Source organism: Streptomyces sp. NPDC039424, from assembly GCF_055639495.1.
Genome location: NZ_JBVKAI010000005.1, coordinates 321,141 through 336,007 on the forward strand (window position 1 = coordinate 321,141; position 14,867 = coordinate 336,007).

Below are 14,867 nucleotides of genomic sequence, written 5' to 3' on the forward strand. Positions count from 1 at the left end.
GTGGTGCGACCGGATCAGAACGCGGCCTCGTCCAGCTCCATCAGGTCCAGGTCGACGCCCTCGGCCACCTTGCGGGCCAGGGTGACGCCCGGCAGGACGTTGGCCGCGAAGAACTTCGCCGCCGCGATCTTGCCGGTGTAGAAGGCCTGGTCCTTGGCCGACGCCGTCTCCAGCTTCTCGGCGGCGATCGCGGCACCCTTGAGCAGCAGGTAGCCGACGATGACGTCACCGGAGGCCAGCAGCAGGCGGGTGGTGTTCAGGCCCACCTTGTAGATGTTCTTGACGTCCTGCTCGGTGGCCGCGAGGTCGGTGAGCATGAGGCCGACGATGGCCTCCAGCTCGACGGCGGCCTTGGCGAGGTGCTCGCGGGCGCCCGCCAGCCCCTCGCCGCCGGTGCCGAGCGCCAGGAACTTCTTGATGTCCTCGGCGAGGGAGTTGAGCGCCGCGCCCTGGTTGCGGACGATCTTCCGGAAGAAGAAGTCCTGGCCCTGGATCGCGGTGGTGCCCTCGTACAGGGTGTCGATCTTGGCGTCGCGGATGTACTGCTCGATCGGGTACTCCTGCAGGAAGCCGGAGCCGCCGAAGGTCTGCAGCGACTGGGCGAGCTGCTCGTAGCCCTTCTCGGAGCCGTAGCCCTTGACGATCGGCAGGAGCAGGTCGTTGAGGGCGTGCTCGGTGGAGGCGTCCTCGCCGGCCGCCTCCTTGACGGCTATCGCGTCCTGGACCGAGGCGGTGTAGAGGACGAGGGCGCGCATGCCCTCGGCGTACGCCTTCTGGGTGATCAGGGAGCGGCGCACGTCCGGGTGGTGGGTGATGGTGACCTTGGGCGCGGTCTTGTCCATGAAGTTCGCCAGGTCGGGACCCTGGACGCGCTCCTTGGCGTACTCCAGCGCGTTGAGGTAGCCCGTCGACAGCGTCGAGATCGCCTTCGTGCCGACCATCATCCGCGCGAACTCGATGATGCGGAACATCTGGCGGATGCCGTCGTGCTTGTCGCCGATCAGCCAGCCCTTGGCCGGGTGGCGGTCGCCGAAGGTCATCTCGCAGGTGTTGGAGGCCTTCAGGCCCATCTTGTGCTCGACGTTGGTGGCGTAGACGCCGTTGCGCTCGCCCAGCTCGCCGGTCTCGAAGTCGAACAGGTACTTCGGGACGAGGAAGAGGGACAGGCCCTTGGTGCCGGGGCCGGCACCCTCGGGGCGCGCCAGCACGTAGTGGAGGATGTTCTCCTCCATGTCGTGCTCACCGGAGGTGATGAAGCGCTTGACGCCCTCGATGTGCCAGGAGCCGTCCTCCTGCTGGATCGCCTTGGTGCGGCCGGCGCCCACGTCGGAGCCCGCGTCGGGCTCGGTGAGCACCATGGTGGAGCCCCAGGTCCGCTCCACGGCGATCTGCGCGATCTTCTTCTGGACGTCGTTGCCCTCGTCGTAGAGGATCCCGGCGAACGCCGGGCCGGAGGAGTACATCCACACGGCCGGGTTCGAGCCGAGGATCAGCTCCGCGTACGACCAGATCAGGGACGGGGGAGCCGTCGTGCCGCCGATCCCCTCGGGCAGGCCCAGGCGCCAGTACTCCGAGTCCATGAAGGCTTTGTAGCTCTTCTTGAAGGAGGCCGGGACCGGCGCGGTGTTGGTCTCCGGGTCGAAGACCGGCGGGTTGCGGTCGGCGTCCGCGAAGGACTCGGCCAGCTCGTTCTCCGCGAGGCGGGTCAGCTCCTCGAGAACGCTCTTGGCGGTGTCCGTGTCCATCTCCTCGAACGGCCCGGTGCCGTAGAGCTTGTCCCGGCCGAGTACTTCGAAGAGGTTGAACTCGATGTCGCGGAGGTTCGACTTGTAGTGCCCCATGGTGACGGCTCCGTACTCCGTATAGGACTCGGCGAGGCACTGTCTCCTCGCATCTGGTTCACGTACCAACAAGTAGCTACGATGATGCTACCCGTCGGTAATAACAAGCAACCCCTGCCGGTCAAGTGTGAGAAGGGTCTACGTACCCGCGCTCGGAAACAGCTCGAGAACCCTTGACGGCCCTGATGCCGGGCGGGGTGTCTCGGTACGCTTGCGCTCATGTATGGATACGGCCAGCCCATGGACGGTGGCGCCGCTCAGCAGCAGTACGCCCCGCCGCAGCAGCCCGGCGGTGTCGGCGGATACGGCCAGCAGCCGCCGCTCTACCCGGAGCCGTCCCCGCCCTCGCTCGCGGACGCGGTGCGCGCCTTCACCACCGGGCAGCTGGCCGCCGAGGACTTCCAGCAGGTCTTCGCCACCTCCAAGGTGTACTGCCCGCGCGGCGACAACCCGGGCTTCCTCGCCCTGCACAACACCCAGCAGCCGGTGATCCCGATGTTCACCTCCCTCAAGGAGCTGCGCCGGTACGCGGGCAAGGAGTCCAAGTACTTCGTCATCACCGGCTCCGAGGTGATCGACCTGCTGCCGACCGGCTACGGCTTCGTCCTCGACATGGAGGGCGAGCACCGCATGGTCTTCGACGCGAAGGCGGTCGAGCAGATGGTGGAGTTCGCGATGCGCCGCATGTATGGGTGACGGTTCGCCGCCGGTCCTGCGCGGGCGGGGCCGGGCGAGTGCCCGTCTGCAGTCCGGCGCGGTGCTGCTGGACACGGCGGGAGTGCGCCGCCGGATACCCGTGTCGGCGATCGAACGGGTGGAGGCGGGCGGCCGCAAGGGGCGCGAGCTGACGCTCGTCCTGACCGGCGCCGAGCCGGGCCCCGTGACGTACGCCGTCAGATCCCGAAGTGCCCCGGCCGTACGCGAGTTCGCCGAGGCGGTGCGGCGGGCGCTGCCGGTGCGCGACGCGGACGAGCCGCGCCCGGACGGCGCGGCGCTGGTCTCCGTGGAGCCGGCGCAATCCCGCCGGCCGGACCGGGACCGCCGACTGTGGTGGGCCGCGGTGACCGTATACGCGCTGATGGCCCTCGCGCTGGCGGTTCGCGGCGCGGACGACCTGGCCTTCCATCTCTGGCTGCTGAGTCCCCTGGCGCTCGGCTGCGGGCTGATGGGCCTGCTGGGCGGCCGGCGGTGGGCGCGTGACGCGCTCGTGCTGCGCCGCCGGGGGACAGTGGTGCAGGGGCGTCTGCGGCGCTCGTACACAAGGGGCCGCGGCGAGGACGCGGTGACGTACCACGTGTACTCCTACGTCGACGCGCGCGGTGAGTCGCGCGAGCGCACGGGGCCGGAGGGCGGTGCGAGGCAGGTCGAGATCCTGTACGACCCCGAGGACCCGGAGGGGACGGTCAAGATCGGCCGCGGTACGAGGGGACAGCTGGTCGGGGGCGTGCTGTTCTTCCTGCTGCTCGGGATCCCGGGGCTGCTGGCCGGCCTGGCGTTCGTGGGGGTGGCGGTGGCGGCCCTGTTCCGGTGACCGGCCACCTGGGACGGCCCGGAGGGGAATTCCCTCCGGGCTTTCTCTGTTACTGGTGGCAGAAAGTTCAATGCTCAACTAAACTGGCCGCACAAGGAGGTACCGACATGCCTGCAGTGACCGTCGAGAACCCGCTGACGCTGCCCCGTGTGACCGCGCCCGCAGAGGCGGTGGCACGTCCCGTGCTGGCCGTCACGACCGCGCCGAGCGGTTTCGAGGGTGAGGGCTTCCCGGTGCGCCGGGCGTTCGCCGGGATCAACTACCGCCACCTCGACCCGTTCATCATGATGGACCAGATGGGCGAGGTGGACTACGCGCCGGGAGAGCCGAAGGGCACCCCCTGGCACCCGCACCGCGGCTTCGAGACCGTCACCTACATCATCGACGGGACCTTCGACCACCAGGACAGCCACGGCGGCGGCGGCACCATCACCAACGGCGACACCCAGTGGATGACCGCGGGCTCGGGCCTGCTGCACATCGAGGCCCCGCCGGAGTCCCTCGTCATGTCCGGCGGCCTCTTCCACGGGCTGCAGCTGTGGGTGAACCTCCCGGCCAAGGACAAGATGATGGCCCCGCGCTACCAGGACATCCGGGGCGGCAACGTCCAGCTGCTGACGTCCCCCGACGGCGGCGCCCTGCTCCGCGTCATCGCCGGTGAACTGGACGGCCACGCCGGTCCCGGTATCACGCACACGCCGATCACCATGATCCACGCGACGCTGGCGCCGGGCGCGGAGATCACCCTGCCCTGGCGGGAGGACTTCAACGGCCTGGCGTACGTCCTCGCGGGCCGGGGCTCGGTGGGCGCCGAGCGCCGTCCGGTCCACCTGGGCCAGACCGCGGTCTTCGGCAGCGGCTCCTCGCTGACCGTCCGCGCGGACGAGAAGCAGGACTCCCACACGCCGGACTTCGAGGTCGTCCTCCTCGGCGGGCAGCCCATCCGGGAGCCCATGGCGCACTACGGCCCGTTCGTCATGAACACCCGTGACGAACTCCAGCAGGCCTTCGAGGACTTCCAGAAGGGCCGACTGGGCACGATCCCGGCCGTGCACGGCATGACGGAGAGCGGCCCGCAGGGCTGACCGGCGGACCATCGCGACCGGGGGTGACACCCGAAGCCGGGTGTCACCCCCGTGGCGCGCCCCGGTGGGCGCCCTTCCCCGGAGCGTGGTGCCATGAGCGCATGCCTCCGCCGCCGGTCCCGCTCCCCGACCCGGTCCGCCGGCTCGCCGCCTGGTGTGCGGTGATCCTGCTGGTCTCGGGGGCCGTGTGGATCGGCATCCGGCTGTGCGTGGAGCTGCGTACGGCCGTGATCCCCGTGCTGCTCGCGCTGCTGGGCACCGCGCTGCTCGGGCCGCTGCACCGGCGGCTCGTCCGGGTCGGGGTGCACCGGTCGCTGGCGGCCGGGCTCACCTGCGTCGCGGTGGTGGCCGTGGTCGGCGGCGCCGTGTACATCGTCGTCGCCGCGCTGATCGACAACGGCGGCCAGATCGTCTCCTCCCTCAAACAGGCCGCGAAGAGCGTCGCCCGGCACTTCGGAGCGGCCGGGACCTCCCTGGACGACCTCGCCTCGCACTCCGGCGAACTGCTGCGCAAGTTCGGCGGGACGGCCGCCTCCAACGTCATCAGCGGGGTCAGCGTGGTCGCCGAGAGCCTCGCCATGGCCGTCCTGGCCCTGCTGCTCGTCTTCTTCTCCCTGCGCGACTCCAACCGGGCCGTCGAGACCCTGCGCTCCGTGGCCCCCGGCGGCACCGCCGACACCCTGGAGGCCATGGCCCGGCGCGCCTACGAGGCCGTCGAGGGGTTCATGCGCGGCACCACTCTGATCGCGCTCATCGACGCCACCTGCATCACCGTCGGACTGCTCGTCCTCAGCGTGCCCGGCGCGGTCGGCCTCGGCGCGCTCGTCTTCGTCGGCGCCTACATCCCCTATCTCGGCGCCTTCATCTCAGGCGCGGTGGCCGTGCTGGTCGCGCTCGCCGACCGCGGGTTCGTCATCGCCCTGTGGGCGCTGGGCGTCGTCCTCGCCGTGCAGGTGCTGGAGGGACATGTGCTCCAGCCGGTGATCCAGAGCCGCACCGTCCAGATGCATCCGGCGGCCGTGCTGCTGGCGATCACCGCCGGGGCGTCCGTCGCCGGGATCCTCGGCATGCTGCTGTCGGTTCCGCTGACCGCGGCAGTCTCCGGGGTCGTACACGAGCTCAGACACCGGCACGCGCGCCCCTGATCGACGGCCCCGTAATGACGGAGAGCCGATCTTGGGGTGCCCGGTACGCTTGGGGGGAGTTTCACGTGAAACGACTCCCCGATCCGCGAAGGCTGGATGAACGACGATGCATCGGTACAGGTCCCACACCTGCGGCGAGCTCCGCGCCTCTGACGTCGGCACCGACGTCCGGCTGAGTGGCTGGCTGCACAATCGGCGCGACCTGGGCGGCATCCTCTTCATCGATCTGCGCGACCACTACGGCATCACGCAGCTCGTCGCCCGCCCGGGCACGCCCGCGTACGAGGCCCTGGACAAGGTCTCCAAGGAGTCGACCGTCCGCGTCGACGGCAAGGTCGTCTCCCGCGGCGCCGACAACGTGAACCCGGACCTGCCCACCGGCGAGATCGAGGTCGAGGTCGGCGAGGTCGAGCTGCTGGGCGCCGCCGCCCCGCTCCCCTTCACGATCAACACCGAGGACGGGGTCAACGAGGAGCGGCGCCTGGAGTACCGCTTCCTGGACCTGCGCCGCGAGCGCATGCACCGCAACATCATGCTGCGTACGGCGGTCATCTCGGCGATCCGGCACAAGATGACGGCGCTGGGCTTCAACGAGATGGCGACGCCGATCCTGTCCGCCACCTCGCCCGAGGGCGCCCGCGACTTCGTGGTCCCCTCCCGGCTGAACCCGGGCAAGTTCTACGCGCTCCCGCAGGCGCCGCAGCAGTTCAAGCAGCTGCTGATGATCTCCGGCTTCGACCGCTACTTCCAGATCGCGCCCTGCTTCCGTGACGAGGACGCCCGCGCGGACCGCTCGCCGGGCGAGTTCTACCAGCTCGACGTCGAGATGAGCTTCGTGGAGCAGGAGGACGTCTTCCGGCCCATCGAGCAGCTGATGACCGAGCTGTTCGAGGAGTTCGGCAACGGCCGTCACGTGACGTCCCCGTTCCCGCGCATCCCGTTCCGCGAGGCGATGCTGAAGTACGGCTCCGACAAGCCGGACCTGCGCGCCCAGCTGGAGCTCGTCGACATCACCGACGTCTTCGAGGGCTCGGAGTTCAAGGCCTTCGCGGGCAAGCACGTGCGTGCGCTGCCGGTCCCGGCCGTCCAGGACCAGCCCCGCAAGTTCTTCGACCAGCTCGGCGACTTCGCCGTCTCGCTGGGCGCCAAGGGCCTGGCCTGGGTGCGCGTGGCCGAGGACGGTTCGCTGACCGGCCCGATCGCGAAGTTCCTCACCGAGGAGAACGTCGCCGAGCTGACCAAGCGCCTGTCGCTGGCCGCCGGTCACGCGGTCTTCTTCGGCGCGGGCGAGTTCGACGAGGTCTCCAAGATCATGGGCGCGGTCCGGGTCGAGGCCGCCAAGCGCGCCGGGCACTTCGAGGAGGGCGTCTTCCGGTTCTGCTGGATCGTCGACTTCCCGATGTACGAGAAGGACGAGGAGACCGGCGCGATCGACTTCTCGCACAACCCCTTCTCCATGCCGCAGGGCGGCCTGGAGGCCCTGGAGACCCAGGACCCGCTGGACATCCTGGGCTGGCAGTACGACATCGTCTGCAACGGTGTCGAGCTGTCCTCCGGCGCGATCCGGAACCACGAGCCGGAGATCATGCTCAAGGCCTTCGAGATCGCGGGCTACGACCGCGAGACCGTGGAGGAGAAGTTCGCCGGCATGCTGCGCGCCTTCCGCTTCGGCGCCCCGCCGCACGGCGGTATCGCCCCCGGCGTCGACCGCATCGTGATGCTGCTCGCCGACGAGCCGAACATCCGCGAGACCATCGCCTTCCCGCTCAACGGCAACGCCCAGGACCTGATGATGGGCGCGCCGACGGAGCTGGAGGAGGCGCGGCTGAAGGAGCTGCACTTGCAGGTGCGCAAGCCGCAGCCGAAGTAACACCGCGAGGCGGTAAGGCACAGGCGGGCAGGAAGGGCTCGAAACCGGCGTCGGTTTCGAGCCCTTCTCCATGCGCATGACGAATCGGTGCCGTTTTCTCAGCCCGCTGACAGGGTCCGTCCCTAGCTTCGCCGCCCATGACGGACAACCAAGCACCCGAAGACAAGCGGAACCTGGCCCGCCGTACCGTCCTGGTGGCCGGTGGCGCGGCGGTGACCGCGGTGGGCATCGCCGGCACTCTGACGGTGAACGCCTCGGCCGACGAGGCGACCGCGGCGACCACGGACGCCACGGCCGAGGACGCCTGCTACACGCTCACCTCGGAGCTGGTCGAGGGCCCGTACTACATCGACGCCGACAAGATCCGCCAGGACGTCACCGAGGACCAGGAGGGCATCCCCCTGACCCTCACCCTCAAGGTCATCGACTCCGAGACCTGCAAGCCCCTCAGGAACGCGGCCGTCGACATCTGGCACTGCAGCGCGGTCGGCGTCTACTCGGGCTACGAGTCGAGCGGCAGCGGCTCAGGCGGCGGCGGCCCCACCGGCGAGCCGCCCTCCGGCACCCCGACCGGCGAGCCCCCGACCGGCGGTCCCGGCGGAGGCGGCGGACACCAGGAGCCCACCGACGACGACCGCTACCTGCGCGGCACCTGGCGGACGGACAGGCACGGACACGTCACCTTCAAGACCATCTTCCCGGGCTGGTACCAGGGCCGCTGCGTCCACATCCACGTCAAGGTCCACGTGGACGGAGAGTGGACGGACGCCGGCTACGAGGGCGGCCACACCTGCCACACGGGCCAGCTGTTCTTCGACGAGAAGTCGGTGCTGCTGACCGAGACGGTGGAGCCGTACTCCACCAACACGGCGACCCGCACCACCCTCGACGAGGACACCATCTACCCGGACAACGGCCACGCGGGCGGCCTGCTCTACCTCAAGTACCACCGGAAGAACATCGCCCACGGCGTCCGCGCCCACCTCACCCTGGGCGTCGACCCGGCCGCGACCAACGACGGCCAGGGCGGCCCACGGCCCACGGCATCCGCGTCGCCGTCGGCGTCGTCGAGCTGACGGTCCCGCCTCGCCGAGCAGGTTCACCGCAGACGCACAGCGACCCCGACGGTGCCCCACAGCGACCTCCCTTGTCATGAGAGATGACAAGGGAGGAAGCACCGCCATGGGACTCATGCTCACGCTCTCGGCACTGCTGCGCCGTACCCGTCCCCCCTCCGACCTGGACGCGGAGGCGGAGGCCAACCACTGGCTCGTACGGCTGGGCGGAAGCCTCGCCCCGCCGGACGCGCGGACCTGGGCGGGCGCGGACGAGAGCGCGGGGCGCGCGCTGACGGAGGCGGTGGAGTGCCACCGCGCGGCCCGGATCCAGCTGGCCGCGGCGCGCACGGTGGCGGAGTACGAGGAGGCGACGCGGACGGCCCGCGAGGGGCTCCGGCATGTGCGTGCCGCCCGCACGGCGCTGGGGCTCACGGCGGACCCCGCTCAGTCCCCCGGCTCGTCCGGCGACGCCCCCTCCTCCAGCAGCCGCTCGGCGATGTCCGTCGACCACTCCAGCGCCCAGCCGCGCAGGTCCGCGATCTCCTCCTCGGCCAGGCCGTACGCCGTGAACACCGCGTCCGGGTAGTAGTCACCGCCCTCCAGGCGGCCCTGAAGGGTGAGCAGGTCGAATTCGTCCCTGGCGTGGCGTCGGGCCAGTTCCTCCAGGTCGGGGTGGGTGAAGCGGGCCGACGCCGCCCTCGCGTCGATCAGGTCGACGGCCAGGCCCCGGTCGTACAGGGCGCGGATCTTGGTGCCCACCGCGTCCTCCAGACAGAGCGTCGGGCCGTACGGCGTCAGGACGGGCGGACTCCAGAAGGTCTCCTTGTGCAGGGCGAGAGCCAAGGCGTGGGCCGGGCTGCCGGTCTGCGGGTCCGTCACGGACAGGTGGGCGGAGAGGGGATCCGTGTCCCGGAGGGTCACCTCGCGGCCCCGGGCGGTCAGCGCCTCGCCGAGGGCGCCCGCGATCCGGTCCATCGGCTCGGTGCTCTCCGTCGCCAGGTCGACGTTCGCGTGCGGTCGCTCCAGCAGGCCGTGGGCCTGGAGCGCGTACCCGCCGGCCAGGGCCAGCGGGGCGGGCACGTCCACGTCGAGGACATCGGCGAGGAGGCGGAGGTGGGGTTCGGTGAGGTTCGGGAGGTTCACCGGGGACACATTCCCGAACCGCGGGCCGTGATCTCCGTAGCCGAGGAAAGTTTCCGGTGAACCACGGCAACCTTCCCCCGCGCGGCGGCCACTGACGAGTCGTAAGCGCCTTCACCGGCGCTGCGCGAACAGCACGTGTCCCACAACCGCGTAAGGATTCCACCGTGGCCTCTGCCTCCCACCGCCGGTCGCTCCGCAAGCGGCGCACCCTCGTCGTCTCCGCCGCCGTCGTGGCCGCCGGTGTCGGCGCCGGTGTCCTCGTGATGAACGCGAACGCCGGGACGGCCGACCTGTACCACCAGACGCTCGCCGCCAAGGACGGCTGGGCGTCCTCCGGCACGGGCACGACCGGTGGGGCGAAGGCCGACTCGGCGCACACCTTCACCGTCTCCACCCGCGCGCAGCTCGTGAAGGCGCTGGGCTCCGCCTCCGACACCACGCCCCGGATCATCAAGGTCAAGGGCACCATCGACGCCAACACGGACGACTCCGGCAAGAAGCTGACCTGCGCCGACTACGCGTCGGGCACCGGCTACTCCCTCTCGGCCTATCTGAAGGCGTTCGACCCCGCCACCTACGGCCGCTCCAAGCTGCCCTCCGGCACCCAGGAGAAGGCCCGGGCCGCCGCCCAGACCAAGCAGGCCAAGAACGTCACCTTCAAGGTGCCGGCCAACACCACCCTCGTCGGCGTGCCGGGCACCAAGGCCGGGATCACCGGCGGCATGCTCCAGATCCAGAGCGTGGACAACGTCATCGTCCGCAACCTCACCTTCGCCGCCACCGAGGACTGCTTCCCGCAGTGGGACCCGACCGACGGCGACGACGGCAACTGGAACTCCAACTACGACTCCGTCACCCTGCGCGGGGCGACCCACGTCTGGGCGGACCACAACACCTTCACCGACGCGCCCCACTTCGACACCGCCAACGCCAAGTACTTCGGGCGTGAGTACCAGATCCACGACGGCGCCCTCGACATCACCAAGGGCTCGGACCTGGTGACCGTCGAGCGCAACCAGTTCACCAACCACGACAAGACCATGCTCATCGGCAGCAGCGACACCGACAGCACCGGCAAGCTGCACGTCTCCATCCACCACAACGTGTGGAAGGGCATCGTGCAGCGCGCGCCGCTGGCCCGGATCGGCCAGGTGCACATCTACAACAACCTCTACGACACCGCGACCGTCAACGGCTACGTGCTGCAGTACAGCATCAACTCCCGGGCCAAGGCCCAGGTCGTCGCCGAGGACAACTACTGGAAGATCCCGTCCGGCCAGAAGGTCTCCAAGCTCCTCAGCGGCGACGGCACCGGCTCCGTCACCGGCGGCGGCAACCTCGTCAACGGCACGTCCACCGACCTCGTCGCCGCCTACAACGCCGCGAACTCCAAGAAGCTGAAGACCACCGTCAACTGGACACCGTCGCTCACCGCCGGCCTGGAGACGTCCGCGAAGAACCTGCCGACGTCGCTGGCTACCACGACGGGTGCCGGGGTGCTGAACTAGCGGATCCGGGCCCCGTGGCATCCGCCCGGGGCCCGGTCACCGCTGCTCGGCCCGGATGCGGGCCATGTCCCGGAGGGAGAGGGAGCCTTGTTGTCTCAGGTCCTCCAGTCCGGCACGGAAGTCGCAGGTCGAGTAGTTCCGGCGAAGCGTCCGGATCGTCGATCATGATCGCCCCGGGGGTCAGGCTTCGGTCCGGTCCGCGGTGGGCCCCGCGTCCTCGGCGAAGAGGTCGTCGACGCTCTTCGCGTGGGGCGTCCGGTCCAGCCAGCGGTTGAGGAGGTCGAGGTCGGTGCAGTCGGCGATGCGGTCCCGGGCCTCCTTGGGGACGGAGATGCCGCGTACTTCGAGGAAGCGAAGGATGGCTTTGGCCTCGCCCCTGGCTGCCCCCTCAGCCTGGTCTTCCAGGTAGGTCTCCTCCAGCAGAGTGCCCCGGCCGGGGAAGAAGTTGTTGAAACTCATCAGCTTTCTCCATGTCTGTCGGGCCGGAGTGCCCCGCCGGGTGTTCTGTGGAGGGAATGGTTCACTCGTTCGGGTAAGGGGGAAACGTTCACGCCTCCCGATCGGCGCTTGCGAACACGCAGAGGCCCGGAAACGGAGTGTTTCCGGGCCTCTGCGCACAAGGGGTACGCCCTACGTGGTCGGCTTCTCCTCCAGACGGGGGAAGAGGACCGCGCCCTTGGTGACCGTGGAGGTGGGCGGGAGCTGGCCCCATTCGCCGGCGTTCTGGACCTTCTGGTTCGCCAGGGCGCCGAGGGAGGCTTCCGCGCCGAGGGAGTCCCAGAGCTTTTGGGAGGTCTCCGGCATGACCGGGTTGAGGAGGACGGCTACCGCGCGGAGGGCTTCCGCTGCCGTGTAGAGGATCGTGGCGAGGCGGGCCTGGCCCTCTTCCGAGGTGTCCTTGGCGACCTTCCACGGCTCCTGCTCGGTGAGGTAGCCGTTGACCTGCTTGACGAAGTCGAAGACGGCCAGGATGCCGCCCTGGAAGTCCAGCTCGTCGCCGATCTTCCGGTCGGCCTCCGCGACGGCCTTGGCGAGGCCCTCGTGGACCGCCTTCTCCGCCTCGCCGACGGCCGTGGCCTCGGGGAGAGCGCCGCCGAAGTACTTGCCGACCATCGCGGCGACCCGGGAGGCCAGGTTGCCGTAGTCGTTCGCCAGCTCGCTCGTGTACCGGGCGGAGAAGTCCTCCCAGGAGAAGGAGCCGTCCTGGCCGAAGGCGATCGCGCGCAGGAAGTACCAGCGGTAGGCGTCCACCCCGAAGTGGGTGGTCAGGTCCTGCGGCTTGATGCCGGTCAGGTTCGACTTCGACATCTTCTCGCCGCCGACCATCAGCCAGCCGTTGGCGGCGATCTTGCCGGGCAGCGGGAGGCCCTGCGCCATCAGCATGGCGGGCCAGATCACCGCGTGGAAGCGCAGGATGTCCTTGCCGACCAAGTGGACGTCGGCCGGGAAGGTGGCCTCGAACTTCTCCTGGTTCTCGTTGTAGCCGACCGCCGTGGCGTAGTTCAGCAGCGCGTCGACCCACACGTAGATCACGTGCTTGGCGTCCCAGGGGATCGGGATGCCCCAGTCGAAGGTCGAGCGGGAGATGGAGAGGTCCTGAAGGCCCTGGCGGACGAAGTTCACGACCTCGTTGCGCGCGGACTCGGGCTGGATGAAGCCGGGGTTCGCCTCGTAGTGGGCGAGGAGCTTCTCGCCGTACTCGCTCAGCTTGAAGAAGTAGTTCTCCTCGCTGAGGATCTCCACCGGCTTCTTGTGGATGGGGCAGAGCTTCTGACCTGCGAATTCGCCTTCGCCGTCGAGCAGCTCGCCCGGCAGCTTGTATTCCTCGCAGCCGACGCAGTACGGGCCCTCGTAGCCGCCCTTGTAGATCTCGCCCTTGTCGTACAGGTCCTGTACGAACTCCTGGACGCGGTCGGTGTGCCGCTTCTGCGTGGTGCGGATGAAGTCGTCGTTCGCGATCTCCAGGTGCTCCCACAGGGGCTTCCAGGCCTCGGTGACGAGCTTGTCGGCCCACGCCTGCGGGGTGACCCCGTTCGCGTCGGCCGTGCGCATGATCTTCTGACCGTGCTCGTCCGTGCCGGTGAGGTACCACACCTTCTCGCCGCGCTGACGGTGCCAGCGGGTGAGCACGTCGCCTGCGACGGTCGTATAGGCGTGGCCCAGGTGAGGAGCGTCGTTTACGTAATAGATGGGGGTGGAGACGTAGTACGCCTTTCCACCCTGCTTCTCGGATCCAGTGGCCGCCATAAGTCGAAATCCTACTGGGCCGCCGAAGATCGACTCACATGCGTTTCGGGGGGTGGACCGGCGGCGCGGGGCCGCTGGTCCACCCCCCGGGGGGAGAGTGGCGGGGCTTACGGGCGCCAGGTGGCCAGTACGCCCTCGTAGAGCTCGGTGTCGGTGAGCTCGCGGGGGGTCGGGCCCGCGTGGAAGAAGGACGTGTTGTCGGTCTTCAGTTTGCGGAGGTAGTCGAAGGCCTTGTTGTCGTGCTCGCCGAAGGCCACGAAGGAGAAGAAGACGGAGGGGTGCTTCTTCGCGGCGGCGGTGAGGGACTGGGTGGCGGGGGTCTTGGCGTCGGGGGCGCCGTCCGTCTGGAAGACCACCAGGGCGGGGGCGGTGGGGTCGGGGGACTTCTCGTGGAGGGCGAGTACGGCTTCGACGGCTGCGTGGTAGCTGGTGCGGCCCATGCGGCCGAGCCCTGCGTGCAGGTCGTCGATCTTGTTCTCGTGGTCGGGGAGGGTGAGTTCGCCGGTGCCGTCCACTTCTGTGGAGAAGAAGACGACGGGGACCGTGGCCTCGGGGTCGAGGTGGGCGGCGAGGGCGAGGGTCTGTTCGGCCAGGGCCTGGGTGGAGCCGTCCTTGTAGTACGGGCGCATGCTCGCGGAGCGGTCGAGGACGAGGTAGAGCTTCGCTCGGGTGCCGGTGAGGTCGGTTTTCTTGAGGGTGGTAGCGGCTGCCTTGTAGGCGGTGACCAGGCCGGGGGCGCGGGTCTTGAGTCGGGTGAGGGGGGTTGCGGGCTTGGCGGCCTCGGCTTCGCCTTCGGCCTTTTCGTTCCCACCCGCACCACCCGTGCGGCTTTCGTCGTCGGGTGCGGGTGGCCCCTGTGGGGCTTCCTCGCCGTCGGCGGCCGCGGGCTCGTCCGCCTCGGCGGCCACCGGCTCGGATGCCGGTTCACTGACCGGCTCCGGGTCCGTCTCCGACTCCGGTTCCGAGGACACCTCGGCCTGCGGCTCCGGCTCCGCCTCGGGCGCTGCTTCTGCGGCGGGCGCGGGCTCGGGGGTGGGCTCAGGCTCGGGGGCTGCCTCGACCTCCGCTACCGGCTCGGGCTCGGCCTTGGCCGCAGGCTCCGGCTCGGTGACCGGCTCGGGCTCGGGGGCGGGCTCCGCCTCGGCTACCGGCTCCGCTTCCGCCTTGGCGGCGGGCTCGGCCTCTGCCTCTGCTTCTGCGGCAGGTTCCTGCTCGGCGGCGGGCGCGGGCTCGGGGGTGGGCTCAGGCTCGGGGGCTGTCTCGACCTCGGCCACCGGCTCCGGCTCGGCCTTGGCTGCAGGCTCCGGCTCGGGCTCAGCCTCGATCTCGGCCACCGGCTCGGGCTCAGCCTCGATCTCGGCCACCGGCTCCGGCTCGGCCTTGGCTGCAGGCTCCGGCTCGGTCTCAGCCTCGATCTCGGCCACCGGCTCGGGTTCAGC

Annotated in this window: 12 protein-coding genes; 7 read left to right on the forward strand and 5 right to left on the reverse strand. The window is 69.7% G+C overall.

Annotated features, from left to right (window positions below; all coding sequences use genetic code 11):
* Nucleotides 1–14 precede the first annotated feature (14 nt).
* Nucleotides 15–1,841 carry an acyl-CoA dehydrogenase gene (locus tag ACZ7L0_RS15790; RefSeq protein WP_471243017.1) on the reverse strand — a complete coding sequence of 609 codons (1,827 nt, stop codon included), beginning with the start codon at nucleotides 1,839–1,841 and terminating at the stop codon, nucleotides 15–17.
* A gap of 219 nt (nucleotides 1,842–2,060) precedes the next feature.
* Here ACZ7L0_RS15790 and ACZ7L0_RS15795 point away from each other — a divergent pair, with 219 nt between their 5' ends.
* The 6 genes from ACZ7L0_RS15795 to ACZ7L0_RS15820 all read left to right on the forward strand — a co-directional run bounded on the left by ACZ7L0_RS15795 (nucleotide 2,061) and on the right by ACZ7L0_RS15820 (nucleotide 8,548).
* Nucleotides 2,061–2,537: an SseB family protein gene (locus ACZ7L0_RS15795; RefSeq protein WP_471243018.1), complete on the forward strand. Its 477-nt coding sequence runs from the start codon at nucleotides 2,061–2,063 to the stop codon at nucleotides 2,535–2,537.
* Complete coding sequence (locus ACZ7L0_RS15800; RefSeq protein WP_471243019.1) at nucleotides 2,530–3,372, forward strand: hypothetical protein; 843 nt, start codon at nucleotides 2,530–2,532, stop codon at nucleotides 3,370–3,372. Before ACZ7L0_RS15795 ends, ACZ7L0_RS15800 begins: the two co-directional genes overlap by 8 nt.
* Nucleotides 3,373–3,479: 107 nt before the next feature.
* A complete protein-coding gene (locus ACZ7L0_RS15805) occupies nucleotides 3,480–4,457 on the forward strand; it encodes a pirin family protein (protein ID WP_471243020.1) in 978 nt (325 codons plus the stop codon).
* A gap of 101 nt (nucleotides 4,458–4,558) precedes the next feature.
* Entirely contained in the window at nucleotides 4,559–5,602 is a 1,044-nt protein-coding gene (locus ACZ7L0_RS15810; RefSeq protein ID WP_471243021.1) for an AI-2E family transporter, read from the forward strand.
* 106 nt (nucleotides 5,603–5,708) lie between these two features.
* Nucleotides 5,709–7,472 (forward strand): aspartate--tRNA ligase, encoded by a 1,764-nt coding sequence (gene aspS / locus ACZ7L0_RS15815; protein ID WP_471243022.1) that lies wholly within the window; start codon nucleotides 5,709–5,711, stop codon nucleotides 7,470–7,472.
* 137 nt (nucleotides 7,473–7,609) lie between these two features.
* Nucleotides 7,610–8,548 (forward strand): intradiol ring-cleavage dioxygenase, encoded by a 939-nt coding sequence (locus ACZ7L0_RS15820; protein ID WP_471243023.1) that lies wholly within the window; start codon nucleotides 7,610–7,612, stop codon nucleotides 8,546–8,548.
* Nucleotides 8,549–8,974: 426 nt separating this feature from the next.
* Here the strand turns inward: ACZ7L0_RS15820 and ACZ7L0_RS15825 are convergent, their stop codons facing one another.
* Nucleotides 8,975–9,673 carry a nucleotidyl transferase AbiEii/AbiGii toxin family protein gene (locus tag ACZ7L0_RS15825; RefSeq protein ID WP_471243024.1) on the reverse strand — a complete coding sequence of 233 codons (699 nt, stop codon included), beginning with the start codon at nucleotides 9,671–9,673 and terminating at the stop codon, nucleotides 8,975–8,977.
* A gap of 164 nt (nucleotides 9,674–9,837) precedes the next feature.
* On the opposite strand from ACZ7L0_RS15825, the gene ACZ7L0_RS15830 reads away from it, so the two are divergent.
* Nucleotides 9,838–11,181 (forward strand): pectate lyase family protein, encoded by a 1,344-nt coding sequence (locus ACZ7L0_RS15830; protein ID WP_471243025.1) that lies wholly within the window; start codon nucleotides 9,838–9,840, stop codon nucleotides 11,179–11,181.
* A gap of 180 nt (nucleotides 11,182–11,361) precedes the next feature.
* Here the strand turns inward: ACZ7L0_RS15830 and ACZ7L0_RS15835 are convergent, their stop codons facing one another.
* The 3 genes from ACZ7L0_RS15835 to ACZ7L0_RS15845 form a co-directional block, all read right to left on the reverse strand.
* Nucleotides 11,362–11,640, reverse strand: a complete 279-nt coding sequence (locus tag ACZ7L0_RS15835; RefSeq protein WP_471243026.1) for a hypothetical protein — start codon at nucleotides 11,638–11,640, stop codon at nucleotides 11,362–11,364.
* A 171-nt stretch (nucleotides 11,641–11,811) separates the two neighbouring features.
* On the reverse strand, nucleotides 11,812–13,428 hold the full coding sequence (gene metG, locus ACZ7L0_RS15840) for a methionine--tRNA ligase (RefSeq protein ID WP_471243027.1): 1,617 nt from the start codon (nucleotides 13,426–13,428) through the stop codon (nucleotides 11,812–11,814).
* Between the two features lie 107 nt (nucleotides 13,429–13,535).
* Nucleotides 13,536–14,867 (reverse strand): VWA domain-containing protein (locus ACZ7L0_RS15845; protein ID WP_471243028.1); only part of this gene is annotated, 1,332 nt, incomplete at its 5' end.